The organism is Plantactinospora sp. KLBMP9567, from assembly GCF_033446045.1.
Classification (GTDB): domain Bacteria; phylum Actinomycetota; class Actinomycetes; order Mycobacteriales; family Micromonosporaceae; genus Plantactinospora.
On sequence record NZ_JAWQRR010000046.1, the window covers coordinates 14,670 to 40,524 of the forward strand.

Consider the following 25,855-nt stretch of genomic DNA (forward strand, 5'->3'; position numbering starts at 1 on the left):
CACGGCGGGCGCGTCATCTTCCCCCGAGGCCCTTCGCAGTGCGGCGGCCGAGATCACCCCGGAGCTGACCCGGGAGTTGGCCGGCGCGATCGTCCGGGCCGCGCTGGGCGACGGCTGAACCCGCCGACGAACGGCCAGATCACCCGCCGGGCGGGGGCGGGACTGTCGATCCGGATGGCCGGTTGGCGGCCAGGAACTCGGCGAGTACCTGGGTGTGGGTGGCGAAGGCCAGCTCCGCCGGCTCGGTGAGCACCAGCCACTCGGTGGCCTCCTCGGTCGGTGCCGAGGCGGGCAGCGACTCGACCGGCCGCGCCGGCAGTACGCCGAAGATCAGGATCGTGTCACCCGCCGGCACGCTGTGCACCGCGTACAGGCTCGCGGTCCCGGCGTCGGCGACCAGGCCGGTCTCCTCGCGGAGTTCCCGGACCAGCGCGTCGCGCCAGTCCTCGCCGTGGTCGATGAACCCGCCCGGCAGCGCCAGCAGCCCCCGGCCCGGCTCGATGTCGCGGCGCTGCACCACCACGCCGATGCCGTCGGCGGTCAGCACCGGCAGGATCGCCAGTGCCACCGGTGACGGGTTGCGCCAGGTGGTCTGGCCGCAGCGGGCGCAGACCCGGGGCCAGGCAGGCGCCGAATAGGCGGTGCCGCAGTACGAGCAGTGCGAGTGCAGGACACCGGTCACGGCGAGCAGGCTACCGGCCGAGGCGGTCGGCGACGACGGGCGCCAGCGGCGGAGGGGCCGGGCAGCGGATATCGTGCGGGCAACGACCGCAAGGGACGAGGTGTTTCTCCGGTGGGAAGGCTCCGGTCCGTCGCCGACCGGCTGCGCCAGGGCTGGCTGCCGGTGGTCGAGGCGACGCTGGCCGCCACCGTCTCCTGGGCGATCGCGGCGGCGGTGCTCGGCCACCCGCAGCCGTTCTTCGCCCCGGCGGCGGCGCTGATCGTGCTGGGCCAGGCCCGGGGCCAGCGGATGCGCCGGGCCGTGGAGGTGGTGCTCGGGGTCGCCGCCGGGGTACTCGTCGCCGACCTCGTGGTGCAGGCGCTCGGCCGGACCACCTGGACGGTACTCACCGTCGTGCTGCTGACCGTCGGGCTCGCCACGGCGATCGGTGCCAGCAACGTCACCGTGGTGCAGGCTACGGTCTCCGCCCTCTATCTGGTGACGGTGCCGCCGTCGACAGACGCGCTGGTGCCGTTCCGGTTCGTCGACGCGCTGATCGGCGGGGTGGTGGCACTGGCCGCGAGCCAGTTGGCCAGCGCCCGGCAGCCGCTCGCCCCGCTGCTGGCCGAGTCGCGCCAGACCTTCGCCGCGCTGGCGGAGCTGCTCACCGAGATCAGCGAGGCGCTCGATCGCCGCGACGAGCCTGCGGCGCTCGCCGCGCTCGACCGGGCCCGCCGGCTGGACGCCGCGGTGGACCGGCTTCAGACGGCGGTACTTGCCGCCGGGGAGGCGCTGCGGCTGCACGTACGGCGGCGCCGGCACATCGGCCGGGTACACGCGCTCACCGCGTCGAGCCGGCAGGTCGACTACGCCGTACGCAACCTGCGGGTGCTGGCCCGGGCGGGGGTGGCGCTGACCCGGCTGCCGGTGGCCAGCCCGACGGAGTTGGGCGAGGCGCTGCGGTCGCTCGCCGAGGCGATGCGCTGTGCCGGCGAGGCGCTCGCCGCCGACCTGAGCGGGCAGGACGAGGCGGCCGACCGGTACGCCGAGCAGACCGATGCCGCCGCCCTGGACGCGGTCCGCACCGCCGGGCGGCTGCTCACCCGGAATCCGCCGCTGCCGATCATCATGATCGTGGGTCAGATCCGGGCGACCGCGATCGATCTGCTCCGCGGCGTGGGCGCGGACGACGTCGCGGTGCTGGGCCGGGTCGACGAGGCCCTCGGGCTGCCGCCGCTCTGAACAGACCGGCTCGCCGCCGCTGGAACGGAACGGGTTGCCGCCGCTGTGAACAGGACGGCTTGCCGCCGCTGTGAACAGGACGGCTTGCCGCCGCTGAGTGCGGAACGGCTATCCGGCGGGCGGGTGGCGGCGCAGCGCCAGCAGTGCCACGTCATCGACGGGCTGTTCGACGCCGAGCGCGGTCATGACGATCGCGCAGGCCACCTCGGCCGGTCCGGGTCGGACCGCCGCGCGTAGCCGCTCCAACCCGATGTCGATGAGTTCGCCCCGACGTTCGACGAGCCCGTCCGTGTAGCAGACCAGCAGGGCGCCCGGCGGGAAGTCGACGGCGGTGCTGCGGCGGGGCTTCGGGCGCCCGGTGCCGAGCGGCAGGTCGACGGGGAGCGACAGGGTGTCCGCCGGCTGGCCGGTCCGGGCCAGCATCGGCGGCAGGTGTCCGGCGAGCGAGACGCGCAGGCGAGTCCGATCGGGGCTGACCAGCGCGTAGAGCACCGTGGCCAGCTTGCCCGCCTCGAAGTGCTGGATCTTGCGGTCGAGCCGGGTCAGCGCGTCGGCGGGATCGTCGCACTCCAGGGCGTAGGCGCGCAGCGCGCTGCGTAGCCGCCCCATCACCACCGCTGCGGGTAGCCCGTGCCCGGAGACGTCGCCGACCACGATGCCGAGCCAGCCGGAGGGGAGGGTGAAGACGTCGTACCAGTCGCCGCCGACCCCGGTGTGGTGGCCGGGCACATAGCGGGCGGCCATGTCTACGCCGGGCGCCTCCGGTAGCCGGGTCGGCAGCAGGCTGCGTTGCAGGGCGAGTGCGGCGGTCCGGTCGATGCTGCCCAGTCGGGCCTGGCTGGCCAGGCTCGCGCGGTCGGCGACGAGTTGCAGCAGCCGGATGTCGTCGGCGCCGAACCGACGCCGGGCGAGGGTGCCGACGTGCAGCACGCCGACCAGTTCGGAGCCGGCGAACATGGGTACGCCGAGCATCGACCGGATGCCCTTGTCGGGCAGGATCGGGTTGACCACCTCGGCCGGAGTGACCCGTTCGAGCGCCACCGGCCGTTTCTCCTGGGCGATCCGGCCGGCGAACCCCCGGCCGACCGAGACCCGGAAACCCGGCGGGACCTCCTCCTCCAGCCCCTTCGTGGCGGCGGCCACGAGCTGCTGGGCGTGCTGGTCGAGCAGCAGGATCGCGGCCGTGTCGACCCCGAGCAGCTCACAGACCCGGGCGAGCAGTTCGTCGAGCAGGTCCTCCACGTCGAGCCGGGACAGCGCGGAGTCGGTCACCGCCTCGATCCGGCGCAGCCGTTCGTCGGCTCCGGAGTCGTCCGCCTCGATCACGCGGGAAAGCCTAGCCCCTGCCGTGTCCGGCGGGACCCTGGTCGACGGGCGGTTCGGCGCGGGTCTGGCGCAGGACAGTCAAATGGCGGCCATAACCGGAGAAAGGCCGCGATCGGCGGCGAGCGGGCGGGCACGGATACCGGGGCACTAGGATCTGCGGGCGCGACTCCGGTCGCGGGTGCCCGACCAGCCGTACGAGGAGATCCAATGATCTTTATCACCGCGAAGTTCCGAGTGCTGCCGGAGTACGCCGACAGGTGGCCCGAGATCGCCGGCGACTTCACCCGGGCGACCCGTGCCGAACCCGGCTGCCTGTGGTTCGAGTGGTCGCGCAGCGTCGACGACCCGACCGAGTACGTCCTGGTCGAGGCGTTCCGGGACGGTGACGCGGGTGCCGCGCACGTGCGGTCGGAGCACTTCCGGCAGGCGCAGGCCACCCTGCCGCCGCACCTCGCCGAGACGCCGAAGATCGTCAACACCACGATCCCGCAGGACGGCTGGTCGATCCTCGGCGAGATGACCGTACCCGAGCGGAGCTGAACCTCCTGCCGGGCGGGACGGCGCGACCGGCGCCACCCCGGCCCGGGCCGGGGTGGCGCGGCGGTCAGCCGTGCGACCCGCTCTCCTCCTCGACCAGGTCCCGGCCGTAGCCGTAGTAGCTGGTGCCGAGCTTGGCCCCCCACTCGACGGTGAGTACCGGCGCCGGCTCGTCGTCCGGCTCGCGCAGCGGGAAGCCCGCGCTGAGCAGCGGTCCCCACTGCACCGTCAGGAACGCTCCGGTCATCGCCACGCCTCCTCGGCCACCAGCGGATCGTTGGAGAGCTCCGGCGGCACCACCTCGTCGGCCGCCACCTGCGGCGCGCGCCGGGCCGCCGGATCGAAGACCGGATCGGCCGGAGCCGCCCGGTGGTGTTCCGGATGGCGGTCCTGGTAGTCGACGGCCGCCGCGACCAGGGTCGGCTCGGAGAACCGCGGTCCCCAGAAGGCGGCGTTGATCGGCAGCCCCTCGGTCGAGTCGTAACCGATCGGGAACGACACCATCGGCCAGGTCAGCGCGTTCGGAAGCTGGTAGAAGGTGCGGTAGTTCGGCAACTGCGTACCGCCGAACCGGGGGCCGATCGTGCCGCCGATCGGCAGCACCAGCATGAAGTCGACCCCGGCGTCGTCCAGCGCCCGCTGGTAGTTGGCCTGGAGGGTACGCCGCCGCCGCTCGCCCTCGTCGCGTACCGCCGCCGGGATGGCACCGGCGGTGGCGGCGGCAGCGGCCAGGTCACCGAACTGCCGCCGCAGCGCCTCGGCGTTGCCCGGGTGCGACTCGGCGAACGCCGCCACCGCCTGCCAGTAGCGGATCTCGTACCGGTTCGGGCTGAGTACGGCGGTGGCCGGCGACACCGCGTTGCCGGCCGGCACCGGCAGCCGGTCCGCCGTCCGGAAGTACGGGTCGTTCTCCGGCACGGTGACGTCGAGGCCGGCGAAGTCCTGCACCCGGGCGCCCATCCCGACCAGTTCCCGCTTGAACCGCTCGAAGGCGGCCCGGTGGTCGGGATCGTAGGTCTGCGCCGGTGGGATGCCGGTGCCGCCCCGGGTCATCCAGTCGGTCTGCGGGACCCCGATGGTCAGCCCGGCCAGCGGCCGGTGCCCCCGCCGGGCGGCGACCGGCAGCGCCGGGAACGGGTGCGGTGCGGCGAGCGTCAGCGGGTCGGGCGCGGGGTCGGGGCCGAGGATGGCGGTGAGCACCAGCGAGGCGTCCCGGACCGAACGGGCGATCGGCCCGAGTACGTCGTAGCCGGGGGAGAGCGGCATCACCCCGGCGGTCGAGACCAGGCCGAGCGACGGCTTGATCGCGCTGGCCCCGTTCGCGGCGGCCGGCATCATGATCGAGCCGCCGGTCTCCTCGCCGATGGTGGCCGCCGCGAGCCGGGCGGCGGTGGCCACCCCGGAACCCTGGCTGGAGCCGCCGGGGACGAACCGGGGGTTCCAGGCGTTGCCGGCGAAGGTGCCGGCGATCGAGCCGGAGAAGGCCGAGGCGACGGTGTGGCCGATGATCACGGCGCCCTGCTCGCGGAGCCGGGCCACCACCGTGGAGTCCCGGTACGCCAGGTTGCCGCTGTACGCGTGTGTGCCGTTCTTGGCCTCCAGGCCCCTGATCCCGACCGAGTCCTTGATGCCGAACGGGATGCCGCAGAGCGGCGGTACCGCCCAGGACGGTCCCTTGCGCAGTCGCTTGTCGGCGGCGGCGGCCTGGGCCAGCGCTCCGGCCCGGTCGATCCGGACGAACGCGTTGTAGCCCCCGTTGTCGCCGTACGTCTCGAAGGGGCCGTTGAGCCGGTCGATCCGCTCAAGGTAGGCCCGGGTCAGCTCGACCGCGCTGAGTCGCCGGGCCCGGAGCAGGACGATCAGCTCGGCGATCTCGTAGTCCACGATCCGCGTCCGCCGCGGGATCTGCCCGGCCGACGGCAGCTCGTCGAGGAGCCGGCGCACCGGGTCGGTGCCGGCCGGCTCGTGGGTGGCGCCGGCCGGTTCCGCCGCGACCAGGGTGACCGCGGTCGCGCCGGCCACCGCGGCACTGCCGCCGAGGAAGGTGCGCCGGCTGACCCGGTGTCGTACTCCGGCATCCGGTACGGGGGCGGTCCGGGAGGTGTCGTGCGTGTCAGGCATGGCAAGGCTCCGGTCTACAGAATCGGTGGGCACCGGAGGTGGGGTGCCGCCAGCCGCCGGACGGCGGTGGGCCAAGATCGTCACAGCGCGCCGTCTCGACCGTGTTCCCGAGCGCTTTCCACGCGGTTAACCGGCAAGCCGACCAGGATGGACGATGCCCGGCCGGCGGTTCGGCCGAACCGACCTCCTCGACCGCAACCGCCCCGGCGGACGGTTGGTCCCCGGCCCGCGACTTCTCGGCGTGGCCGGTCGTGAACCGGGCCGCCCCGGCGGCCGGGCGGTTAGGGTTGCGGAGGGATATGTCCGTTGGGGCATGTCGAGAGGAGACGAGCGGACGTTATGCGGCTTGGCCTACAGATTCCCAACCTGACCTGGCCGAACGGGCCGGCGGGGCTCGGCGCCGACCTGGCCGCCGTGGCCCGTACGGCGGACCGGGTCGGGTTCGACTATCTCGCCCTGATGGACCACTTCTTCCAGATCCAGACCGTCGGCCCGCCCGAGGCGGAGATGCTGGAGGCGTACACCACGCTGGGCTTTCTCGCCGCGCACACCGAGCGGGCCACCCTGCTCACCCTGATCACCGGGGTGCACCACCGGCCGCCGGGGCTGCTCGCCAAGATCGTGACGACCCTGGACGTCCTCTCCGGCGGGCGGGCGATGCTCGGCATCGGCGCCGGCTGGAACGAGGAGGAGTCCAAGGGGCTCGGCTTCCCGTTCCCGCCGATCGCCGAGCGCTTCGAACTGCTCGAGGAGACGCTCCGCTACGTGCTCCAGATGTGGTCCGACGACGACGGGACGTTCCACGGCCGGCACATCCACGCCGAGCGGCTGCTGAACTCGCCGCAGCCGCTGAGCCGGCCCCACCCGCCGATCATGATCGGCGGTGGTGGCGAGAAGAAGACCCTGCGGCTGGTCGCCAGATACGCCCAGGCGTGCAACCTGTTCAACACCCCGGAACTGGAGCGCAAACTGGCCGTGCTGCGCGAGCACTGCGAGCGGGAGGGCCGCGACTACGCCGAGATCACCAAGACCGTCTACCAGTTCATGGACATCGGGGAGAACGGCGAGAAGACCGGCCAACTCCTCGACGAGCTGCGCCGACTGCACGACCTCGGCTTCGACGTGGCGATCGGCGCGGTGCCGCAACTGCCCCGGCTGGACGTACTGGAACGGATCGGCACCGACGTCATTCCGGTGGTACGCCAGTTCTGAACCCCGCCGACCCGGCCGGCCGGTACCGGCCGGGTCGGCGGGGAGTGGTCAGCGCGTCGGGCGGGCGTCGAAATCCCGTTGCAGCGCGTCGAGGTCGTCGTCGATCTCCGCTCCGGCGACCCCGTCCGGCAGGTCGTCCTCCAGCCGCCGCAGCGGCCGGTACGCCAGCCCCGCCGTGCTCCACAGCATCAGCAGCGCGCCGGTGCAGACCAGCAACACCGCGATGGCCCGGCCGGCGCCACCCGGCACCACCGGGTCGACGACCCGTTCCGCGATCGCCGGCGCGGTGACGAAGCCCAGCGGCATCATCGCGGCGGCCAGCATCTGGTTGACCGCCAGCACCCTTCCCTGGAGGTCCTGCACCACCTTCACCTGGATGATCGAGATCCAGTGCGCGTTCAGGATCGACAGCGACGCCCAGTAGAGGAACAGCCCGGCCGCGACCAGCGCCGGCTCGGGGCGTACGCCCATCAGCACCGTGCCGAGGCCGACCGGGACGGTGAAGCCGACCATGCCGACCGCCAGCCGCCGGGTGCCGCCCCAGACCACCATGGCCAGTGCGCCCACCGCCGCACCGAGCCCGCCGATCCCGGTGACCAGACCCAGGGTGGCCGGTGAGCCGAAGTCGAGCACCAGCGGGGTGACCAGGACCATCGCCACCGCCAGCAGGTAGTTCACCGGCACGTAGAAGACGATCATGACGATCATCGGGCGGCGCCGGGCGATGAACCGCCAGCCTCCGGCGAGCGCCCGGCCGAAGGTCTCCTCCCGGCGCCGGAACAGCCGGTCCGGGAAGCGGACCACCAGCAGCGTGCCGACCGCGACCAGGAAGCAGGCCACGTCCAGCGCGACCACACCGGGCAGGCCGAGCGCGGTGATCAGCACCCCACCGGCGAGCGGGCCGAGCAGCGTACCGACCCCGGTGCCGAGGTTGGCCAGCGCGTTCGCCTGCGGCAGGTACGGCTTCGGCACCAGTTGCGCCGTCGCTGCCAGGTACGCGGGCCGCTGCACCGCCGTGGCCAACGAGCCGACCGTGACCGCCAGCATCACCTGCCAGATCCGCAGCTCGCCGAGCCAGAGTTGCAGCGCCAGCGCGCCCATCGCGACGGCACCGGCCAGGTCGGCGCCGAGCATCACCCGCCGCCGGTCGAAGCGGTCGGTGACCGCACCGCCGATCGGCGCGGCGAAGACCGCCGGGACCAACGCCAGCATGGTGATCATCGCGAAGTCGAGCAGCCGGCCGGTCTGCTGGTAGACCCAGACCCCGAGCGCGAACGCGCTGAGCTGGCTGCCCACCATCGAGACGAACTGCCCACCGGCGAGCAGCCCGAACGCCCGCAGGTTGCGCCGGGTCTCCGCCCGGGCCAGCAACTCCGCCCCGCCGGCCGCCGGCAACTCACCGGTTCCCCAGGCGCGCAGCCGCGCGGCCACCAGGTCGCCCAGTCCGGCCGCCTGGTGCTTCAGGAAGTAGTGCCCGGCCCGGGGGATGGTGGCCAGCTCGACGCGCTCCGCGAAGGCGCCCCACTCGCGGTACCGCTCGGCGTACAGCTCGGTGCTGCGGTCCCGTTCGCCGACCACGGCGAGGACCGGGGCACGCAGCCGGGGTGCGTCCGGATCGCCGAGGCGGTCGCTGAACCACGCCTCGGCGTCCCGGGCGTCGTGCCGCAGCGCCCGCAGCATGGTGGCGGTGTCGGCGGCCGCCTCCGGGGTGTCCGCGACGTCCTCCAGCCCGCCCATCACGGTGAGGAAGTTCCGGTACGCCCGGTCGGAGAACCACCGGTCGGTCGGGAAGAGCCGGCCGATCCACCGGGACAGCCGGCCGGGCAGCCGGGCCATCGGGAAGCTCGCCCCGAGCACCAGCCCGACCACCTCCCGGCCGTCCCGTTCGAGTCGCTGGGCCAGCGCCAGTGCGGCGGCGGTGCCGACACAGTGGCCGTAGACCAGCAGCGGGCCGGGGATCGCGTCGAGTTCGGCGGCGCACCGGCGTACCAGGTCGGGCAGCGGGAGCAGCGGCTCGTCCGGGCGGGCCGGGTCGTGGCCGGGCAGCTCGACGGCGTACACCTGGGTGCCCGGGTGGGCAGTGGCGAGCGCCTCGGCGAAGGGCTGCAACGCCGCCGCCGAGCCGCCGCCGTACGGGACGCAGACCGCGGTCAGCGTTGTGGCGGTCCCCGGCGGCGGCCCGGCGAGCCGGTGCAGCAGTCCCGCCTCGGCACCGCCGTCCAGCCCGTCGAGATAGCGCGCCAGCAGCGCGACCGTCCGGTGGGTGAACAGGTCGATCACCCGCAGTCGGGGGTCGATCGCCCGGGCGGCCCGGACCGCCGTGAACGAGTCGCCGCCGAGGGCGAAGAAGTCGTCGTCGGCACCGACCCGCCCGGCACCGAGCAGTCCCGTCCAGACGGCGGCGATCCGGTGCTGGGTGTCGCCGGTCAACGGGGTGTGCCCGGCCGCGACCGGCGCCGGCAGCGCGGCCCGGTCAACCTTGCCGTTCGGGTTCAGCGGCAGCGCGTCGAGCACCACGTACGCGGTCGGGATCAGGTGGTCGGGGAGCTGCCCGTGCAGCGCGGTACGGACCGTCGCGACGTCGAGTTCCGCGTCCGGGCGCCGGACCAGCCAGGCCGCGAGCTGCCGCCGCGGCTCCTCGCCGACCGGCAGCACGTACGCGTCGGCGACCCCGGGTACGGCCCGGCAGGCGGCGGCCACCTCGCCGGGCTCCACCCGGTAACCCCGGATCTTCACCTGGTCGTCGACCCGGCCCAGGAAGTCCACCGTGCCGTCGGGGCGGATCCGCACCCGGTCGCCGGTCCGGTAGCAGCGTTCGCGGCCGTGCACCGGGTCGGGGACGAACGACGCGGCGGTCGCCTCCGGACGGTGCAGGTAGCCCCGGGCCACCCCGGGACCGCCGACGACCAGCTCGCCGGGTACCCCGGCCGGCAGCGGGCGCCCGGCCCGGTCCACCACGTACAGCCGGGCGCCGGCCAGCGGCCGGCCGAGCGGCAGGTTGCCGTCCCGCCGGGACTCCGGCACCTCGTCGGGGTCGCAGGCGAGCACGGCGACGGTGGTCTCGGTCGGACCGTAGTGGCTCTGCACCGCGAGGTCCGGCCGGGCCGCCCGGACCCGCGCCACCAGTTCCCACGGGCACGCCTCGCCGGCCAGCACCAGCAGCCGGCCGGGCAGCACCCCGGCCAGGTCGCCGTGCGCGTCCAGCAGGCGGAGCTGACTGGGTACCAGCTTGAGCACGTCCACCCGGTGCCGGCCGAGGTAGCCGGCGAGCGCGGCCGGGTCCAGCGAGGTCTCCCGGTCCACCAGGTGCAGCGTGCCGCCGGTGACCAGCGCGCCGAGCAGGCAGGTCAGCCCGAGATCCGCGGCGGGGGTGGAGACGAGCGCGAAGGACGCCCCGCCGCTCGCCGGCGGGCCGAGCCGGTCGAGTACGGCCCTCAGGTAGTGCACGATCGACCGGTGCGACACCGCGACGCCCTTCGGCGTGCCGGTGGAGCCCGAGGTGAAGATGACGTAGGCGAGCCGGTCCGCCTCGTCCGTCGTGCCCACCGCCCCCGTCCCGTCCGCCGATCCGGCCGGTTCCGCCGGCAGGGCTGGGCCGGGGGGCACGGGCGAATCCGGCGCGGGACCGTCGGCGGCGCCGTCGACGAGTACCACCGACAGCAGCCCGGCCCCGGCGGCGCCGCCGGGATCGTCGGCGAGCCTGGCCGCCAGCTCGGGCTGGGTGACCACGACCCGCCCGCGCACGGCGGCCAGCATGGCCCGCACCCGGGCCGTCGGATAGCCGGGATCCAGCGGCAGGTACGCCGCACCGGCCCGCAGCGCGCCGAGCAGCCCGACCACCAGGTCGGTACTCCGTTCGACCCAGACCGCCACCGGCTCGTCCGCGCCGACCCCGGCCGTCCGGAGCCGGCGGGCCAGCAGCTCCGCCCGGCGGTCCAACTCGGCGTAGCTCAGTACGCCGTCCGGCCCCACCACGGCGGGAGCCGCCGGGCGCTCCGCGATCCGCCGCTCGACCAGCGCGGTGAGGGTGGTCGCGTCGTCGGTCCAGGCCGGCTCGGGCCCGGTGAGCAGCGGTCCCGGCACCGGTGCCAGCGGAACTGCCGGCACCGGCCGGTCGAGGTCGGCGACCAGCCCGCCGAGCAGGGCGGTGAACCAGCCGACCAGGGCCCGCACCGTGCTCCGGTCGAAGAGCGCGCTGCGGTAGCCGAGCCAGCCGGGCAGCGGGCGCCCCGGCCCCGGGTCGACGACGTTGAGGCTCAGGTCGAGCTTTGCCGTCGGGGTGTCCAGCTCCACCGCCTCGGTGCGCAGGCCGGGCAGCCGGACCGCGCCGAGCGGGTCGTCGTAGACGTTCACCAGGGTCTGGAACAGCGGATGGGCGCCGGCCACCCGCTCCGGACGGACCTCGGTCAGCAGCTCCTCCAGCGACACGTCGGCGTGCTCGATGGCGTCCAGCACGGCCGTACGGGTCCGGGCCAGCAGCTCCCGTCCGGTCGGCTCGCCGGACAGCTCCGCCCGGACCGGCACCGTACGCACGAAGCACCCCACCACCGGCTCGGTCTCCGGATGCCGTCGACCGGCCGAGATCATGCCGACCGCGAGGTCGTCGGTGCCGGCGAGCCGGGCCAGCAGGGCCTGCCAGGCGGCGAGCAGCACCATGAACGGGGTGCTGCCGGTCTCGGCCGCGGCCCGGCGTACCCGGTCGGCGAACTCGGCGGGCAACTCGACCGGTACCCGGTCGCCGGCCGACTCGGCCACCGCCGGACGGGGCCGGTCGGCCGGCAGCGGGAGTACGGCCGGCAGCCCGGCGAGCCGCTCCCGCCACCAGTTCAGGGTGGCGGCGGACCGGGCCGGGTCGGCGCGTCGCCGTTCCCAGTCGAGCACGTCGGCGTACTGCAACGGTGCGGGTGGCACGGCCGCGGCGGCACCGGTCCGTACGGCGTAGCAGGCGGCCAGGTCGGTGACGATCAGGCGCAGCGACCAGGCGTCGACCGCGATGTGGTGGAAGGTGAGCGCGAGCAGGTGGTCGTCGTCGGCGAGCCGGTAGAGCACGGCACGGGTCGGCAGGTCCCGGTCCAGCGCGAACGGCTCGGCGCCGCACCGGGCCAACCGGTCCCGGACGACCGCCTCCGGGCACTCCTGCGTGGACAGGTCCACCACCTCGACCCGGAGTTCGCCCGCCGGCCGGGGTACGCAGACCGGCGCACCGCCGGAGGACTCGACGACGCTGCGCAGTACCGCGTGCCGGCCGACCAGGTCGACGACCGCCCCGCAGAGCGACTCCGGGTCGAGCGGGCCGCGCAGCCGCAACCCGGTCGGGACGTTGTAGGCCGGGCTCTCCGGCTCGTACTGGGCGGCGAACCACATCCCGGTCTGGCTGCCGGAAAGCGGCACCGGCGCGTCCGGGTCGGGCCGGCGCGGGATGGCGGGCGCGGACCCGGCCTGGCGGGCCCGGGCGAGCCGCTGCGCCAGCCGGCTCCGCAGCTCCTCGCCGCTACCGGCGGCCGCCCGGGCCTCCACCCCGGTCACCGCCGCCACCCCTCGGCCACCGGGCCGGCCCCGTTCGGCGACGGCGTCGCGGGTGCCGGCACGGCCCGGGACGGCGGCGCCGAACCGGGACCTCCGGCCAGTTCCGCCGGATGCGCTGGCGCCATCGGATGCGCCGGCTGCACCGGATGCGTCGGCTCCACCGGCTCCGACGGGTCGACGTCGGTCAGGTCGTCGAGGGCGGCCAGGTCGGCGAGGACCAGCTCCTCGACCCGGGCGGCGTAGTCGGCCAGCCGAGGGTGCTGGAACAGCAGCGGTACCGCGATGTCGCAGCCGAGCTGCTGGCGGAGCCGGCCGGTGAGCCGGGTGGCCGCGAGCGAGTGCCCGCCGACGGCGAAGAAGTCGTCGTCCCGACCCACCTCCGGGCGGTCCAGCACGACGGCCCAGAGTTCGGCGACGAACTTCTCCATCTCGGTGTGCGGGGGTGCCGGCGGGGCGGTCGGTCCGGCCGGGGCCGGCAGGGCGGCCCGGTCCACCTTGCCGGCCGTGGTCAGCGGCAGCCGGTCCAGTACGGTCCAGCGCGGCGGGACCATGTAGCCGGGCAGCCGGCTGCGGGCATGCCCGGCCACCGACTCCGGATCGAGGCCCGCGTCGCCGACCAGGTAGGCCGCGAGGTACGCGTCCGGCCCGCCCGGCTCGACGATCGTCACCGCCGCGTCGGCGACCGCCGGATGGCTCCGGAGCACGGTCTCGATCTCCTCCAGCTCGATCCGGTAACCGCGCAGCTTGACCTGGTTGTCCCGCCGGCCGAGGTAGTCGAGTACCCCGTCCGGTCGCCATCGGGCCAGGTCACCGGTGCGGTACCGGCGGCCGCCCGATGCGTACGGGTCGGTGTCGAAGACCGCCGCGCTCAGGTCCGGCCGGTTGCGGTAGCCCCTGGCCACCCCGGCGCCGCCGATCCACAGTTCCCCGACCACGCCGGGTGGGGCGAGCCGGCCCGCCCGGTCGAGCACGTAGAGTCGGGCGCCCCGGATCGGCCCGCCGATCGGCACCGGCCCGGCAATCCCGGGCGGGATCGGATGGCAGGTCACCAGGACGGTCGCCTCGGTCGGCCCGTACCCGTCGAAGAGCCGGCCGACCGCCTTGGTCAGCTCGTCGGCGAGGTCCGCGTCCAGCGGCTCCCCGCCGCTGATCACCCGGACCTCCGGGCCGCCGCGCCAGCCCGCCGCCAGCATCAGCCGCAGCGTCGACGGGGTGACCAGCATCGCCGTCACCCCGGTCGCCTCGACCCGGGCGGCCAGGGCCGGACCGTCGACGGCGGTGTCCCGGCCGACCACGACGGTCCGGGCCCCGACCACCAGGGCCAGCCACAGCTCGAAACAGGAGAGGTCGAAGGAGAGCGGGGCGACGGCCAGGAAGACGTCGGCCGGGCCGTACCCGGGATCGTCGCGCATCGCCGCGAGATAGCCGGCCAGGTTGCCGTGAGTGACCTCCACGCCCTTCGGCTTGCCGGTCGAGCCGGAGGTGTAGAGCACGTACGCCAGCGAGTCGGCGGCCGGCATCGGCGGCAGCGGGACCCCCGGGGCGGCCGGTACCGCGGTCACGTCGACCAGCCGGACGCCGGGCAGCCCGGCGACCACGGCGGTGGTGGCCGGGGTGACCAGGACGAGTCGTACCCCGCCCTCGGTGGCCTGGTGCCGGAGCCGGTCGACCGGCTGGTCCGGCTCCAGCGGCAGGTACGCGCCGCCGGCCCGGAGTACCCCGAGCAGCGTCGCCGGCAGCAGGTGGTCCCGGGGCAGGCAGACCCCGACCGGCGCGTCCGGCCCGGCACCGAGCGCGACCAGGTGCGCGGCGACCCGCTCGGCGTGCGCGGCGAGGCCGGCGTAGTCGAGGGTGCCCGCCGGGCCGACCACCGCGACCGCCTCCGGGGTGGCGGCCGCCTGCGCGAAGATCGCCGGCAGTACGGTCGGCGGGGTCGCCACGGACACCGGGCCACCGTCGCCGACCCGCAGCAGCCAGTTCCGTTCCGCGTCGTCGAGCAGCGGCAGTGTCGAGACCGGCCGGTCCGGCTCGGCGACCGCCGCGCCGAGCAGCCGGAGCAGCCGATCCGCCATCCGTTCCCCGTCGGCGGCCTCGAACCGGTCGGTGTCGTACTCGACGTGCAGTTCGGGGCCGTCCGCGCCGGCGTTGACGTAGACGGTCAGCTCGTTCTGCGCGGCGGCGGTGTCCAACTCGCCGAGCAGGCGTACCGTGCCGCCGTCCTCGGTCACCTCCATCGGCAGGTCCTCCGGTTGCACCGAGAGCACGACCGGGGTGAGCCCGGCACCGAGCGGGCGTACCACGCCGCTGAGCCGGGGCAGGTCCCCGACGGCCACGTCCCGATGCGCCAGCACCTGCGCGGTGTTCGCCGCCACCCGGGCGGCCAGGCCGGCGAAGGAGGGGTCGTCGGCACAGTCGACCCGGACCGGGAGCACGTCCATCAGCGCACCGATCAGCCGGTCCAGCCCGGGCCGGTCGCGGTTGGCGGCGGCGACGCCGAGCAGGGTGTCCGGCCGCCCGGTGAGCCCGTCCAGGAGCACGACCAGGGCGGCGGCCCACATCGCGTACGGGGTCAACCCGTCCCGCTCGCCCAGCGCCGCGATCCCGGCCCGCAGCCCGGCGCCGATCGGCCGGACCACCCGGCGCCCGGCGTGCCGGCTCGGTCCCGGTCGAGGCCTGCCCGGCAGGTCGTACGGCGGGGTGACACCGTCGAGTGTGGATTTCCAGAACTTTTCCACGGCCGGTCCGGCGCCTGATCGGGCCCGTTCGTCGGCGACCGCCACATCGGAGACCTGCACCGGCAGCGGCGGAAGTGCGGCAACGGGATCGGTGCCGGCCCGGACCGCCGCCAGGGTGACCGCCAGGTCCCGCATCAGCACACCGATCGACACGCCGTCGAAACCGGTGTGGTCGACCGCGAGCGCCAGTTCGGCCCGGTCCGGCCCGGTCCAGAGCACGCCTACCCGGATCATCGGCACGTCGCCGGCCAGCTCGAACGGCTGGGCCGCGAAGCCGGCGGCCAGCCGGCGCCGCTCGTCGTCCGGGCGCGGGTCGCCTCGGCGCCCCGGCGGCACCGAACCGGTGGGCCCGTCGCCCGTGGACGGATCGTCCGCCGCACCGGCTCTGCCGGTGGTGCCGTCCCGGTCCGTCAGCTCGGTCACCGGCACCGGGGCGGGCGGCGACACCACGGCGTACGGGCCGTCGGCGCCGTCGAGGATCCGGGTGCGCAGCGACTCGTGCCGGACCACCAGGGCGGCCAGCGCGGCGCGAAGCTGCTCCACGTCGGAGATCCCGCTGACCGCCAACCGGAGTCCCACGGTGGAGGCCCACGGCGTGCCGGTCACCTGGCGCAGCATCCAGAAGACCCGCTGCATGTCGGTGAGCGGATGCCTGTCGCGGTGCTCCCGGACCGGCACCGGCCGGGCCCGGTCCGGAGCCAGTTCCCGGGCCAGCGCGGCCACGGTCGGCGCGCCGAGGAACCGGCCGAGCGGCACCGCGACCCCGTGCTCGTCGGCGACCCGGGCCAGCAGCCGGGCGGCGGCCAGCGAGTGCCCGCCCAGCTCGGTGAAGCGGTCGTGCCGGCCGACCCGGGACACCCCCAGCAGCTCGGCCACCAACCGGGCCAGCCCGGCCTCGGTGTCGCCGTGCGGGGCGACGTACGCCTCGTCGTCGGCGCGGGCGAACTCGACCTCGGGCAGAGCGGTCCGGTCCACCTTGCCGGTCGGCCCCAGCGGCAGCCGGTCCAGCACCGCTATCCGGGACGGAACCATGAACCCGGGGAGCCGATCGCGCAGGTACGCCGTCAGTTCGGGCCCGGTCACCGGCGCGGACGGCTCGACGTAGCCCACCAGCCGGCGGGTCCCGTACGGGTCGACCGGGGCCAGCACCACCGCGGAGCGTACGTCGGGATGGCCGGCCAGCGCCGCCTGCACCTCGCCCGGCTCGACCCGGAACCCGCGTACCTTCACCTGGTCGTCCCGCCGGCCGACGAACGCGTACCGGCCGTCGCGGCGCCGGATCAGGTCGCCGGTCCGGTAGTGCCGCCGGCCGTCCCGCTCGACGTAGCGCTGAGCGGTCAGCTCGGGCCGGCGGAGGTAGCCGGTGCCGACCCCCGGGCCGGCGATCCACAGCTCCCCGGACTCGCCGTCGGCGACCGGGCGGCCGTCGTCGTCCCGGATCGACAGCACCGCCCCGGCGATCGGCCGGCCCAGGCAGGGGTCGCCGCCCGGCGGCACCTCGTCGGCGAGTACCGCGGTGGTGGTCTCGGTCGGCCCGTAGATGTTGACCACCCGGCGCAGCCCCGGGTTGGCGTATGCCCGGGCGCAGAGCGCCGAGGTGAGCACCTCGCCGCCGAAGGTGACGGTCCGGACCCCGGCCGGCAGCGCGCGGCCGAGCAGCACGGAGAGTGCGGACGGCGGCCCGCAGAGCATCGTCACCTCGTCCCGGGCCGGCAGGTCGGGCAGGGCGAAGACGGTCTCGGCCAGGATGACCGTGCCGCCGGTGACCAGCGGCGCGAAGATCTCCAGCACCGAGAAGTCGAAGCAGACCGAGGCGCCGGCCAGGCTGCCCCGCAACTCGTCCGGGCCGTACGCGGCGGCGGCCCAGCGCAGGAACGCCATGGTGTTGCGGTGGGCCAGCGGCACTCCCTTGGGCTGCCCGGTGGAGCCGGAGGTGTAGAGCAGGTACGCAAGGTCGTCGGATCCGCCCTCGACCCGGTGCCGGACCGGCTCGGCGGGCAGCTCGGCGACGTCGAGTACGCCGACGCCGGCCGACGCCGCCAGGGCGGTGCTCGACCCGTCGCAGACCACCAGGCGCAGCCGGGCGTCCTCGGTGATCAGCCGCAGCCGGTCGGCGGGATAGCCGGGATCGAGCGGCACGTACGCCGCGCCGGACTTGAGTACGCCCAGCAGCGCCGGGACCAGCCAGGCGGTTCGGGGCAGGCAGACGCCGACCAGGTCGCCCCGGCCGACACCCCGGGCGCGCAACGCCGAGGCGACCCGCTCGGCGCGGATGTCGAGATCGGTGTAACTGAACCGATCCCGGTCCACGACGAGGGCGGTCGCCGTGGGCGATCGCCCGACCTGTGCTTCGAACGCCTCGTGGATGAGTCCGGCGGGTGCCTGCTCGGCCCGGAGCGACAACGGCGTCCCCTTTCGTTCGCCAGCAACGGTTCACGTGTGCGGCGGTGACGGATGCCTCGCCGTGGCGGTGGCCACGCCGGCCGATCTTTACACAACCGGACCACCCCCGAGTGACCGTGCGACAACGCTGGGCAACCGGCAGCAAAGCGGGAAACTGCGGTGTTGCCGTACTGGAGACGGGTTATCGCCATTCATTCGGCTATTGGGCCCATGCGCGGCCTCAACGCGACCGCCGCCGACCTGCTCGACCTGCGTTCGCCCTGTCCGGTGCACCATTGCCTCGGCGTCTACAGTGGCCCGCCGTCTGCCGTCGTGCGGACCCGGGCCGCGGTCCGGTGGTCGGCCGGGCCGATGCCGACGGCGGGCAGGATCGCCTGGTCCACGATGGCCGCGAGCACCTCGTCGCCCGGCAGGTGGTCGTTGTCGGTGCTGTACTTGAGCACCAGCGCCTCGCCGATGTCCATCACCACCGGGGTGAGCAGCGCGGGATCGACCTCGCCCCGGGTGGCGTAGTGCCGCAGGACGGTGCTGGTGAAGGTGCCGCCCCGGGCGTCGAAGACCCGGGTGTACAACGCCGCCACCAGGTCCGGGTGGCGGTGTCGCTCCATGACGATCGCCACCACGGCGGTGGCGGCCGGGGTGGTCATCCAGGCGACGAGTTGGCGCAGTGCCCGGATCAGGTCGCCGCGCAGGTCGTCCGCGCCGGGGGACGGCACCTCCTGCGGGTGCGCCTCGTGCAGCGCGTCGAGCAGCAGTTCGCGCGGAGAGGACCAGCGCCGGTACAGCGAGGTCTTGGCGGTGGCGGCCTCCTTGGCGATGCCCTCCATGGTGAGCCCGCCGACGCCGACCTCGGCCACCTGGCGGAGCACCGCGGCGTGGATGGCCCGGACCAGCTCGTCGCCGCGCCGCCGGGTACGCCGCTCCGGCTCCGGGCCGGCTTCCTTCTCGCGCATGCTGCCTCTCCAGTAAGAAACGCTTGCGTATCTTATTTATCGCGGGTTAGATACACATCCGTAGCTAATCGTCGCAGTCGACCCGGCGATTCTGCCGTCCGCCGGCCGATCCCGGCCCGTCGCGACCTGCCCTGCCCACATTCCTGGACCAACGGGGGAACCATGTCCAGCCACTCCGGCCCCACCGACCTCGCCGCCCTACCCCGGACATCCGGGCCGCCGGCCGTCCGATCCCTCGCCCCCGACCTCGCCCGGGGGGCGATGCTGCTGCTCATCGCGCTGGCCCACGCCCACATGTACCTCTACGGCCACCAGACCCTGTTCCGGGGCTACCGCACCGACGGCGGCACCCTCGATCGGGTGGTCGCCGGGCTCCAGGTGCTGCTGGTGGACGGCCGGGCGCTGCCGATGTTCGCCGCGCTCTTCGGCTATGGCATGGTCCGGCTGGCCGACCGGCGCGCCGCGTCCGGCGCCGACTGGCCGGAGGTACGCGGCCTGCTCCGCCGACGCAGCCGCTGGCTGATCGTGTTCGGCTTCGTACACGCGCTGCTGCTCTTCTTCGGCGACATCCTCGCCACCTACGGACTGCTCGGGCTGGTGCTGGTCGGCATGCTCCGGGCCCGGGACCGTACTCTGCTCTGCGTCGCCGGGCTCTGGACACTGGTCTTCGTCGCGGTCTCCGTCGTGCCGCCGCTCGGGATCATCGAGAACGGTTCGACACCGCTGCCAACCGGTTACGACTCCCCGCTCGCCGCGCTCGGCCCCCGGGTCGGGACCTGGGCGGTACTCGCCCCGATGCTGGCGCTGGACGTGGTCACCCCGATGCTGCTCGGTATCTGGGCCGCCCGGCGCCGGCTGCTCGACGAGCCCGGCCGGCACCGGCGACTGCTGGCCCGGGTCGCGCTGGGCGGGATCGGACTCGCGGTGCTCGGCGGTACCCCGCTGGCGCTGATCGACGCGCGGATCTGGACGGGCTGGAGCGCCGCCAGCGCCGTGCCGGCGTACGTCCTGCACAGCCTGACCGGCATCGGCGCCGGCCTCGGCTACGCCGCGCTGGCCGGCCTGGTCGCGCACCGGCTCGGCACCGCACCGGGCCGCCGCGGTACCCCCGGCCCGGTGGTCACCGCGCTCGCCGCCTGCGGGCAGCGCTCGCTCACCTGCTACCTGCTCCAGTCGGTGGCGTTCGTGGCGCTCTTCTCGCCCTGGACCGGCGGGCTCGGCGGGCGGCTCGGTGACGCCGGTGCCTCGGCGGTGGCCCTCGGCGTCTGGCTCGGCACCGTGCTGCTCGCCGAGCTGATGCGCCGGGCGGGGTGGCGCGGCCCGGCCGAGGTGCTGCTCCGCCGGCTCAGTTACCGGCACACCCCGCTGGCCGCCGCCGGCCAGACCGGGCCGGCGACCGGACGGTAGCGCAGAGTTGGGCGAACCGGGCCGACTACTATCGTGATCTCAGCGGCCTGTCACTGGAGCGGGCGCTCGATGCCCCAGGTGTCGGGCTCCCGGGCGTCCAGCTCGTGGAGGCCCGACCGGATGATCGAGGAAGGGGCCCCGGTGGCGGCCATAGAACGTACTCTTGTCCTGCTCAAGCCCGACGCGGTCGCGCGGGGGCTGACCGGACGCCTGGTGCAGCGCTTCGAGGACGCCGGCCTGAAGATCGTCGGCATCAAGATGAAGCAGATGGACGCGGACTTCACCCGCCGGCACTACTTCGATCTGGAGGAGCGGTTCGGCAAGGACGTCTACGACGCCACCGCCACCTACATGCAGCAGGGACCGGTGGTGGCGCTGCTGCTGGAGGGGGTCGAGGCGGTGGCGAACGTCCGCCGCATGATCGGCCCGACCTTCCCGGGGCAGGCGGCGCCGGGCACCATCCGGGGCGACTTCGCGCACATGTCGAAGGCGTACGCCGAGGCGACCGGCAAGGCCATCGCCAACCTGGTGCACGCCTCCGGCAACGTCGACGAGGCGAAGTACGAGTCCGAGCTCTGGTTCGGCGCCGACGAGCAGTTCGACTACCCGGGCCTCGCCGAGCGGTACGTCTTCTGACAGAGATGATGTTTCTGAGCACCTCCCGCCGGGGTCTGACCCATCTTCTGACTGACGTCGGGTCCTGAACCGGATTTGTCGGTCTCGGTCGGGAGGTGCTCGTGCACGCATCGGACCGGCGTTGTGACTTCATAGGAGCCTGGCCAGAGGCGCCATCTCTGTCTTGTCCGCGTTGCCCGGCTGGTGCGTGCCGCCCTGCCCCGCGGTCACGAACGACAGGACGACGATGCCCTCCAGTACGCCCGACACCGCCGCGTTCGACATCGCCGGTGGCGTCGACACCCACCAGGACACCCACACCGCCGCCGTGATCGACCTCGTCGGCCGGGTGTTGGGCATCCGGCAGTTTCCCCGCCACGACGGCCGGATACACCGCCCTGCCGGCCTGGATGCGCGGCTTCGGCCAGCTGCTAGGCATCGGGGTCGAGGGGACCGCCGGCTACACGACGAGAACGTCAACGTGATCGAGGTCGACCGCCCAGACCGCAAGACCCGCCGGTTCCAGGGCAAGTCCGACCCGATCGACGCCATCGCCGCAGCCAAGGCAGCCCTGGCCGGCGAACGGACCGGCACCCCAAGCAACGCGACGGCCGGGTCGAAGCCCTACGTAACCTGCGAATCGCCCGGCGCAGCGCCGCCGACCGGCGCGCCGACACCCAACGACAGATCAGAACTCTGATCGTCACCGCCCCCGACGAGCTACGCGCCCCCGGGGCGGCCCGGCGGAGGGTGGTACAGGCCGCCGCCACCGGGCGGCGACCCGGACCGGTCCCGGAGTCACGACGGGGTCGGGACCCGTCCCGGGTGGCGGCTCAGCCGGCGGCGGCCGCCGACATCGCCCGGCGGCTGCGCATCGCGTGTTCGAGCACGGCGATCAGCACCTCCTTGCCGGACTCCCGGCTCCGGGCGTCGCAGAGCACGACCGGTACGCCCGGATCGAGGCTCAGCGCCCGGGTCACCTCCTGGAGCTGGTACTGCCGGGCGCCCTCGAAGCAGTTGACCGCCACGATGAACGGCGTGCCGTGCTTCTCGAAGTAGTCGACCGACGGAAAGCAGTCGGCGAGCCGGCGGGTGTCGGCGAGCACCACCGCGCCGAGCGCGCCGAACGCCAGCTCGTCCCAGACGAACCAGAACCGGTCCTGCCCCGGTGTGCCGAAGAGATAGAGCACCAGTTCGTCGTTGATGCTGATCCGGCCGAAGTCCATCGCCACCGTGGTGGTGGTCTTGGCCTCCACCCCGGCGAGGTCGTCGACACTGACGCCCTCCTCGGTGAGGAGTTCCTCCGTCCGGAGCGGACGGGTCTCGCTGACGGCACCGACCAGGGTGGTCTTGCCGACGCCGAAGCCTCCCGCGATCAGGACCTTGACGCCGGTCGGCATCAGTTCGCCGGGCGTCGGAGTCTGGTCGGCACCGTCAGAGTGCGCGTAGCCCATTTATCACCTGTTCAAAAATGCTGTAGTCGGTCAGGACCGGTGCCGGCTGTGGCTCGAACACCCGGACGAGCTGTCGTTCGAGCAGATCGCCGAGCAGTACTCGGATGGTGCCGAGCGGCAGGTCCAGGTGCGCCGCGACCTCGGCGACCGAGAGCCGCCGCCGGCAGAGCGCGACGATCGCCAGGTGCTCCGGCCCGAGCCCGATGTCCTGGGAGGAGGCCCTGCGCACCGTGCTCACCTGTGAGATCAGGTCGAACTTACCGGTCACCGGCCGGGCTCGACCCCGGGTCACCGCATAGGGCCGGACCACCGGGCCGGCGTGCTCGTCGACCCAGTGGATTTCCGGAGGCTCCTCGTACTCGGTCATGGCCGGGAAATCACTGCCGTTGGACCGGCGCGTCGGGTGCCCGGCTGCTCGACGCGAGGTACTTGCCGGCCCGGGTCACCAGCATCGCCATCTCGTACGCGATCAGACCGACGTCCGCGTCCTCGGACGCGAGTACGGCCAGACAGGCGCCGTGCCCGGCTGCGGTGACGAAGAGGAACGCCGAGCGCATCTCGATGATGGTCTGCTGCACGGGCCCGCCGCCGAACCGCTTGCCGGCACCCCGGGCCAGGCTCTGCACGCCCGAGGCCACCGCGGCCAGGTGCTCCGCGTCGTCCCGGTCCAGCTCCCGCGACGAGGCCATGAGCAGCCCGTCGACGGAGAGCAGGACGGCGTGCTGGGTCTGTTTCACCCGACTGACCAGGTCATCCAGCAACCAGGTCAGGTCGAGGTTCGAGGCTGTCTTCTGCACGGGTTCGTCCCTCTCTACCGGTGATATCGCCATCTCGGACACGGTGCGCGGTCAGTCCTCGGGCGAAGCCGACCCGGTCCCGTCGTCGCGCGGGCGCGCGGCGTCGGACCGTCCGCGCCGGGTGCCCGATTGATAGGAACTCATCATCCGGCGGATCTGTTCAGGAGTACGGGGAGCGTGGTCCTCCGCCGGCTCCGGTTCGGTCCGGTCGTCACCGTCACGCAGCGGCGGGGCGAGGTTCGCCTGCCGGACCCGGACCGGCAGCCCGGACGGGGTCAGCGAGGCCGATCCGCTCGCCGGACCCTGCCCGGCCTCCGGCGAGGCAGAGCCCGCCGGCCGGGACGGTCCGGTCCCGGCCGCCGGTGCGGCGCCCGCACCAGGCCGGGCATCCGGCGACGCCACTTCGGACGGCCCGGTCGCCTGCCCCGGGGACCGGGAGACAAGTCCGGACCGCGCCGTCGGCTCCGCCGATCCCGAGAGGGCCGTCGGCCCGCCAGATTTCGGGATCGCCGTCGGCTCCGCCGATCCTGGGACGGCCGTCGGCTCCGCCGATCCCGGGAGCGCCGTCGACCCGGCCGACCCGGGAAACGCCCTGGCGTCCGGCTCCGCCGTGCCACCCTCCGGCCGGGTCGGGGCACGGTCGGGCCGGAGGGCCGGAAGCTCCGACACCCGCGGTGCGAGGCCCGGGGCCGGTGGCGCCAGGTCGGGCTTCGGCGGTGCGCCCGCCGGCCGCCCCGGAGTGTCGAGCGGGCTCCCGGCCACGGGCCACTCGACAGCCCGGCGCGACTGCTGGGCCGGATCCGGCTCCAGGCGCCGGCCCGGGCGCTGTCCCGGCTCCGGTCCGGGCGGGAGTACCGACTCCCGCTCCGCCAGGCGACCGATCTCCCGCCCCGGCGGTCGCCGTACGCTGCCGCCGATCGCGCTCGCCGCGAGCCGCTCGACCGGCATCGAGCCGGTGCTCGGCTCGCCCTCGGCGCTCCGGTCGGTGATCAGGTTCAGCGGGAGGAGTACCACCGCCGTGGTGCCGCCGTACGGCGACTCCTTGAGCCGGACCCGTACGCCGTGCCGCTCGGTGAGCCGGCTGACGACGTACAGGCCGAGTCGGGCGGCGCCGCCGGTGAGGGTGAACTCGTGCTGGGTGGCGATCCGCTCGTTGGCGGCGACCCGATCCTCGTTGCTCATGCCGAGCCCGCGGTCTTCGATCTCCACGGCGTAGCCGTTGGCGACCAGTTGACCGCTGACCTGCACCCCGGTGTGCGGGGGAGAGAAGGAGAGCGCGTTCTCGACCAGTTCCGCGAGCAGGTGGATAACGTCGCCGACCGCCCGGCCGGCGAGGTCCACCGCGCCGACCGGCAGCACGGTGACCCGGGCGTAGTCCTCGACCTCGGCCACCGCGCCCCGCAGTACGTCGATCATCGGGACGTTCCGCCGCCAGGCCCGGCCCGGGGTCGAACCGGAGAGCACGATCAGGTTCTCCGCGTTGCGCCGCATCCGGGTGGCGAGGTGGTCCACCCGGAACAGGTCCTCCAACTCCTCCGGGTCGTTCTCCCGGCGCTCCATCGCGTCCAGCAGGGTGAGCTGCCGGTGGATCAGCGCCTGGGTACGCCGGGCCAGGCTGAGGAAGATGTCCCGTACGCTGCGACGCAGCTCGGCCTGCTCGACCGCGGTCCGTACGGCGGTCTCCTGGGCGACGTTGAACGCCTGGGCCACCTGCCCGATCTCGTCCGGGCCGGCCTCCAGCGGCGGTGCCTCCGCGCGCACGTCGACCGTTTCGCCCCGGCCGAGCCGGCCGACCAGGTCGGGCAGCCGCTCGTGGGCGAGCTTGAGGGCCGCCTCGCGGAGCCGTTCGAGCTGGCGGACGATCGACCGTGCGGTGTTCACCGAGATGACGACGGCGACCAGGCCGAGGATGGCCATGATCAGCATCCGTACGAGGGTCCCGACGGCGCCGGGCGTGGCGGCCTTGACCACCTCGTCGCCGCCGGCGATCTGCAACCGGAGCAGCTCCTGCAACCCGGGGTCGATGGTGCCGCGCCACTCGTCCGCCGGAACCGCCGGGCGGCCGTTCGGCCGTCCGTTGAGGACGATCCGGTCCTCGGCCGCGCGCAGCCGGGCGAGCGGTCCCTGCCGGAGCGCCTGGCGGTAGCGGGCCTGGTCGGCCCGGGGCAGCTCGGCCATCGCCTCGTCCGCGATCAGCCGCTCGGTGCCGATCAACTGGATCACCCGGGCGTACTCGGTCGGGCTGATCCGGTTGGCGGCGTACGCCCCGGTCAGCAGCGCGTCGGCCTGGGAGGCCAGCTCCCGCGCCTTGGTGAACCGGATGAGGTTCTCGACCCGGCCGTCGATGTCGCCGGCGTCGAGGTTGCCGAGCGAGCCGTACATCCGGAAGACCGTGTCGATCGCCTCGGTGAACGCCTGCGCGGCGGCCAGCCGGTCGATGCGGCGGGCGTCGATCGCCTCCCGGACGGCGGCCAGCCCGTCGAGCTTGGCCAGTGCCTCGTCGACCCGTTGCTCCAGCTCCGGCCGCGCCGCCAGCTTCGTGAACCAGGCCTGCGTCTCGGCACGGAAGATCGCCACGTCCGCGCGTACCATGCGGCGCTCGGTCTCCAGCGGCTCCCGGTCCGGTGCCTCCGGTGCACCGAGGTAGCCCAGCGAGAGCCGCCGCTCGTTCTGCAGGTTCAGGACCAGCGGTTCGCTCGGGGCGTACATCTGGGCCTCGAGAGTCTGCACCCAGATCAGGTTCAACCCGTCGCGGAGGGTGACCCATGCGCCGAACGCCCAGAGCGCGGTCAGGGTGACCAGCAGGGCGACAACTTTGGTACGCAGGCGCGAAGCGCGAAAGCCCATTACACCGTCCCGTGCCGGT

At 74.1% G+C, this 25,855-nt stretch carries 18 protein-coding genes; 6 read left to right on the forward strand and 12 right to left on the reverse strand.

Annotated features, from left to right (window positions below; genetic code table 11):
• Window positions 1-139: 139 nt before the first annotated feature.
• Entirely contained in the window at window positions 140-682 is a 543-nt protein-coding gene (locus tag R6Y94_RS34750) for an NUDIX domain-containing protein (protein ID WP_318400609.1), read from the reverse strand.
• A gap of 111 nt (window positions 683-793) precedes the next feature.
• Here R6Y94_RS34750 and R6Y94_RS34755 point away from each other — a divergent pair, with 111 nt between their 5' ends.
• Entirely contained in the window at window positions 794-1,903 is a 1,110-nt protein-coding gene (locus tag R6Y94_RS34755; protein WP_318400611.1) for an FUSC family protein, read from the forward strand.
• Window positions 1,904-2,011: 108 nt separating this feature from the next.
• On the opposite strand, the gene R6Y94_RS34760 is transcribed toward R6Y94_RS34755, so the two are convergent.
• Window positions 2,012-3,229, reverse strand: coding sequence for a GAF domain-containing SpoIIE family protein phosphatase (locus R6Y94_RS34760; protein WP_318400613.1), 1,218 nt, complete (start codon window positions 3,227-3,229; stop codon window positions 2,012-2,014).
• 207 nt (window positions 3,230-3,436) lie between these two features.
• On the opposite strand from R6Y94_RS34760, the gene R6Y94_RS34765 reads away from it, so the two are divergent.
• Window positions 3,437-3,769, forward strand: a complete 333-nt coding sequence (locus R6Y94_RS34765; RefSeq protein ID WP_318400615.1) for a putative quinol monooxygenase — start codon at window positions 3,437-3,439, stop codon at window positions 3,767-3,769.
• Window positions 3,770-3,833: 64 nt separating this feature from the next.
• Here R6Y94_RS34765 and R6Y94_RS34770 read toward each other — a convergent pair whose 3' ends face one another.
• Both R6Y94_RS34770 and R6Y94_RS34775 read right to left on the reverse strand, forming a co-directional pair.
• Entirely contained in the window at window positions 3,834-4,013 is a 180-nt protein-coding gene (locus R6Y94_RS34770; RefSeq protein WP_318400617.1) for a hypothetical protein, read from the reverse strand.
• A complete protein-coding gene (locus tag R6Y94_RS34775; protein WP_318400619.1) occupies window positions 4,010-5,887 on the reverse strand; it encodes an amidase in 1,878 nt (625 codons plus the stop codon). Before R6Y94_RS34775 ends, R6Y94_RS34770 begins: the two co-directional genes overlap by 4 nt.
• Window positions 5,888-6,226: 339 nt before the next feature.
• Here R6Y94_RS34775 and R6Y94_RS34780 point away from each other — a divergent pair, with 339 nt between their 5' ends.
• Window positions 6,227-7,099 carry an LLM class F420-dependent oxidoreductase gene (locus R6Y94_RS34780; protein ID WP_318400621.1) on the forward strand — a complete coding sequence of 291 codons (873 nt, stop codon included), beginning with the start codon at window positions 6,227-6,229 and terminating at the stop codon, window positions 7,097-7,099.
• Between the two features lie 48 nt (window positions 7,100-7,147).
• On the opposite strand, the gene R6Y94_RS34785 is transcribed toward R6Y94_RS34780, so the two are convergent.
• The 3 genes from R6Y94_RS34785 to R6Y94_RS34795 form a co-directional block, all read right to left on the reverse strand.
• Window positions 7,148-12,625 (reverse strand): non-ribosomal peptide synthetase, encoded by a 5,478-nt coding sequence (locus R6Y94_RS34785; RefSeq protein WP_318400623.1) that lies wholly within the window; start codon window positions 12,623-12,625, stop codon window positions 7,148-7,150.
• Entirely contained in the window at window positions 12,622-17,763 is a 5,142-nt protein-coding gene (locus tag R6Y94_RS34790; protein ID WP_318400625.1) for a non-ribosomal peptide synthetase, read from the reverse strand. The genes R6Y94_RS34785 and R6Y94_RS34790 overlap by 4 nt, the downstream gene beginning before the upstream one ends.
• A gap of 287 nt (window positions 17,764-18,050) precedes the next feature.
• Entirely contained in the window at window positions 18,051-18,716 is a 666-nt protein-coding gene (locus R6Y94_RS34795) for a TetR/AcrR family transcriptional regulator (protein WP_318400627.1), read from the reverse strand.
• 162 nt (window positions 18,717-18,878) lie between these two features.
• Here R6Y94_RS34795 and R6Y94_RS34800 point away from each other — a divergent pair, with 162 nt between their 5' ends.
• Both R6Y94_RS34800 and R6Y94_RS34805 read left to right on the forward strand, forming a co-directional pair.
• On the forward strand, window positions 18,879-20,123 hold the full coding sequence (locus tag R6Y94_RS34800; RefSeq protein ID WP_318400629.1) for a DUF418 domain-containing protein: 1,245 nt from the start codon (window positions 18,879-18,881) through the stop codon (window positions 20,121-20,123).
• A gap of 120 nt (window positions 20,124-20,243) precedes the next feature.
• Window positions 20,244-20,759, forward strand: a complete 516-nt coding sequence (locus R6Y94_RS34805; RefSeq protein WP_318400631.1) for a nucleoside-diphosphate kinase — start codon at window positions 20,244-20,246, stop codon at window positions 20,757-20,759.
• Window positions 20,760-20,888: 129 nt separating this feature from the next.
• On the opposite strand, the gene R6Y94_RS34810 is transcribed toward R6Y94_RS34805, so the two are convergent.
• Complete coding sequence (locus R6Y94_RS34810; RefSeq protein WP_318400633.1) at window positions 20,889-21,098, reverse strand: hypothetical protein; 210 nt, start codon at window positions 21,096-21,098, stop codon at window positions 20,889-20,891.
• 121 nt (window positions 21,099-21,219) lie between these two features.
• On the opposite strand from R6Y94_RS34810, the gene R6Y94_RS34815 reads away from it, so the two are divergent.
• On the forward strand, window positions 21,220-21,438 hold the full coding sequence (locus R6Y94_RS34815; protein ID WP_318400634.1) for a hypothetical protein: 219 nt from the start codon (window positions 21,220-21,222) through the stop codon (window positions 21,436-21,438).
• A 133-nt stretch (window positions 21,439-21,571) separates the two neighbouring features.
• On the opposite strand, the gene R6Y94_RS34820 is transcribed toward R6Y94_RS34815, so the two are convergent.
• The 4 genes from R6Y94_RS34820 to R6Y94_RS34835 are packed head-to-tail and all read right to left on the reverse strand — an operon-like array spanning window position 21,572 to window position 25,836.
• Window positions 21,572-22,192 carry an ATP/GTP-binding protein gene (locus tag R6Y94_RS34820; RefSeq protein WP_318400636.1) on the reverse strand — a complete coding sequence of 207 codons (621 nt, stop codon included), beginning with the start codon at window positions 22,190-22,192 and terminating at the stop codon, window positions 21,572-21,574.
• Window positions 22,173-22,559, reverse strand: a complete 387-nt coding sequence (locus R6Y94_RS34825; protein ID WP_318400637.1) for a DUF742 domain-containing protein — start codon at window positions 22,557-22,559, stop codon at window positions 22,173-22,175. Before R6Y94_RS34825 ends, R6Y94_RS34820 begins: the two co-directional genes overlap by 20 nt.
• A 10-nt stretch (window positions 22,560-22,569) precedes the next feature.
• Window positions 22,570-22,989, reverse strand: coding sequence for a roadblock/LC7 domain-containing protein (locus R6Y94_RS34830; RefSeq protein WP_318400639.1), 420 nt, complete (start codon window positions 22,987-22,989; stop codon window positions 22,570-22,572).
• A 51-nt stretch (window positions 22,990-23,040) separates the two neighbouring features.
• A complete protein-coding gene (locus tag R6Y94_RS34835) occupies window positions 23,041-25,836 on the reverse strand; it encodes a nitrate- and nitrite sensing domain-containing protein (RefSeq protein ID WP_318400641.1) in 2,796 nt (931 codons plus the stop codon).
• Between the last annotated feature and the right edge of the window lie 19 nt (window positions 25,837-25,855).

Excerpts from the sequence above, each read along its gene's own strand:
- R6Y94_RS34780 (WP_318400621.1), top strand. The coding sequence starts at position 6,227 with ATGCGGCTTGGCCTACAGATTCCCAACCTGACCTGGCCGAACGGGCCG.
- R6Y94_RS34795 (WP_318400627.1), bottom strand. The coding sequence starts at position 18,716 with ATGCGCGAGAAGGAAGCCGGCCCGGAGCCGGAGCGGCGTACCCGGCGG.
- R6Y94_RS34800 (WP_318400629.1), top strand. The coding sequence starts at position 18,879 with ATGTCCAGCCACTCCGGCCCCACCGACCTCGCCGCCCTACCCCGGACA.
- R6Y94_RS34825 (WP_318400637.1), bottom strand. The coding sequence starts at position 22,559 with ATGACCGAGTACGAGGAGCCTCCGGAAATCCACTGGGTCGACGAGCAC.
- R6Y94_RS34810 (WP_318400633.1), bottom strand. The coding sequence starts at position 21,098 with ATGCCCAACACCCGGCCGACGAGGTCGATCACGGCGGCGGTGTGGGTG.
- R6Y94_RS34805 (WP_318400631.1), top strand. The coding sequence starts at position 20,244 with ATGATCGAGGAAGGGGCCCCGGTGGCGGCCATAGAACGTACTCTTGTC.
- R6Y94_RS34765 (WP_318400615.1), top strand. The coding sequence starts at position 3,437 with ATGATCTTTATCACCGCGAAGTTCCGAGTGCTGCCGGAGTACGCCGAC.
- R6Y94_RS34775 (WP_318400619.1), bottom strand. The coding sequence starts at position 5,887 with ATGCCTGACACGCACGACACCTCCCGGACCGCCCCCGTACCGGATGCC.
- R6Y94_RS34770 (WP_318400617.1), bottom strand. The coding sequence starts at position 4,013 with ATGACCGGAGCGTTCCTGACGGTGCAGTGGGGACCGCTGCTCAGCGCG.
- R6Y94_RS34835 (WP_318400641.1), bottom strand. The coding sequence starts at position 25,836 with ATGGGCTTTCGCGCTTCGCGCCTGCGTACCAAAGTTGTCGCCCTGCTG.
- R6Y94_RS34820 (WP_318400636.1), bottom strand. The coding sequence starts at position 22,192 with ATGGGCTACGCGCACTCTGACGGTGCCGACCAGACTCCGACGCCCGGC.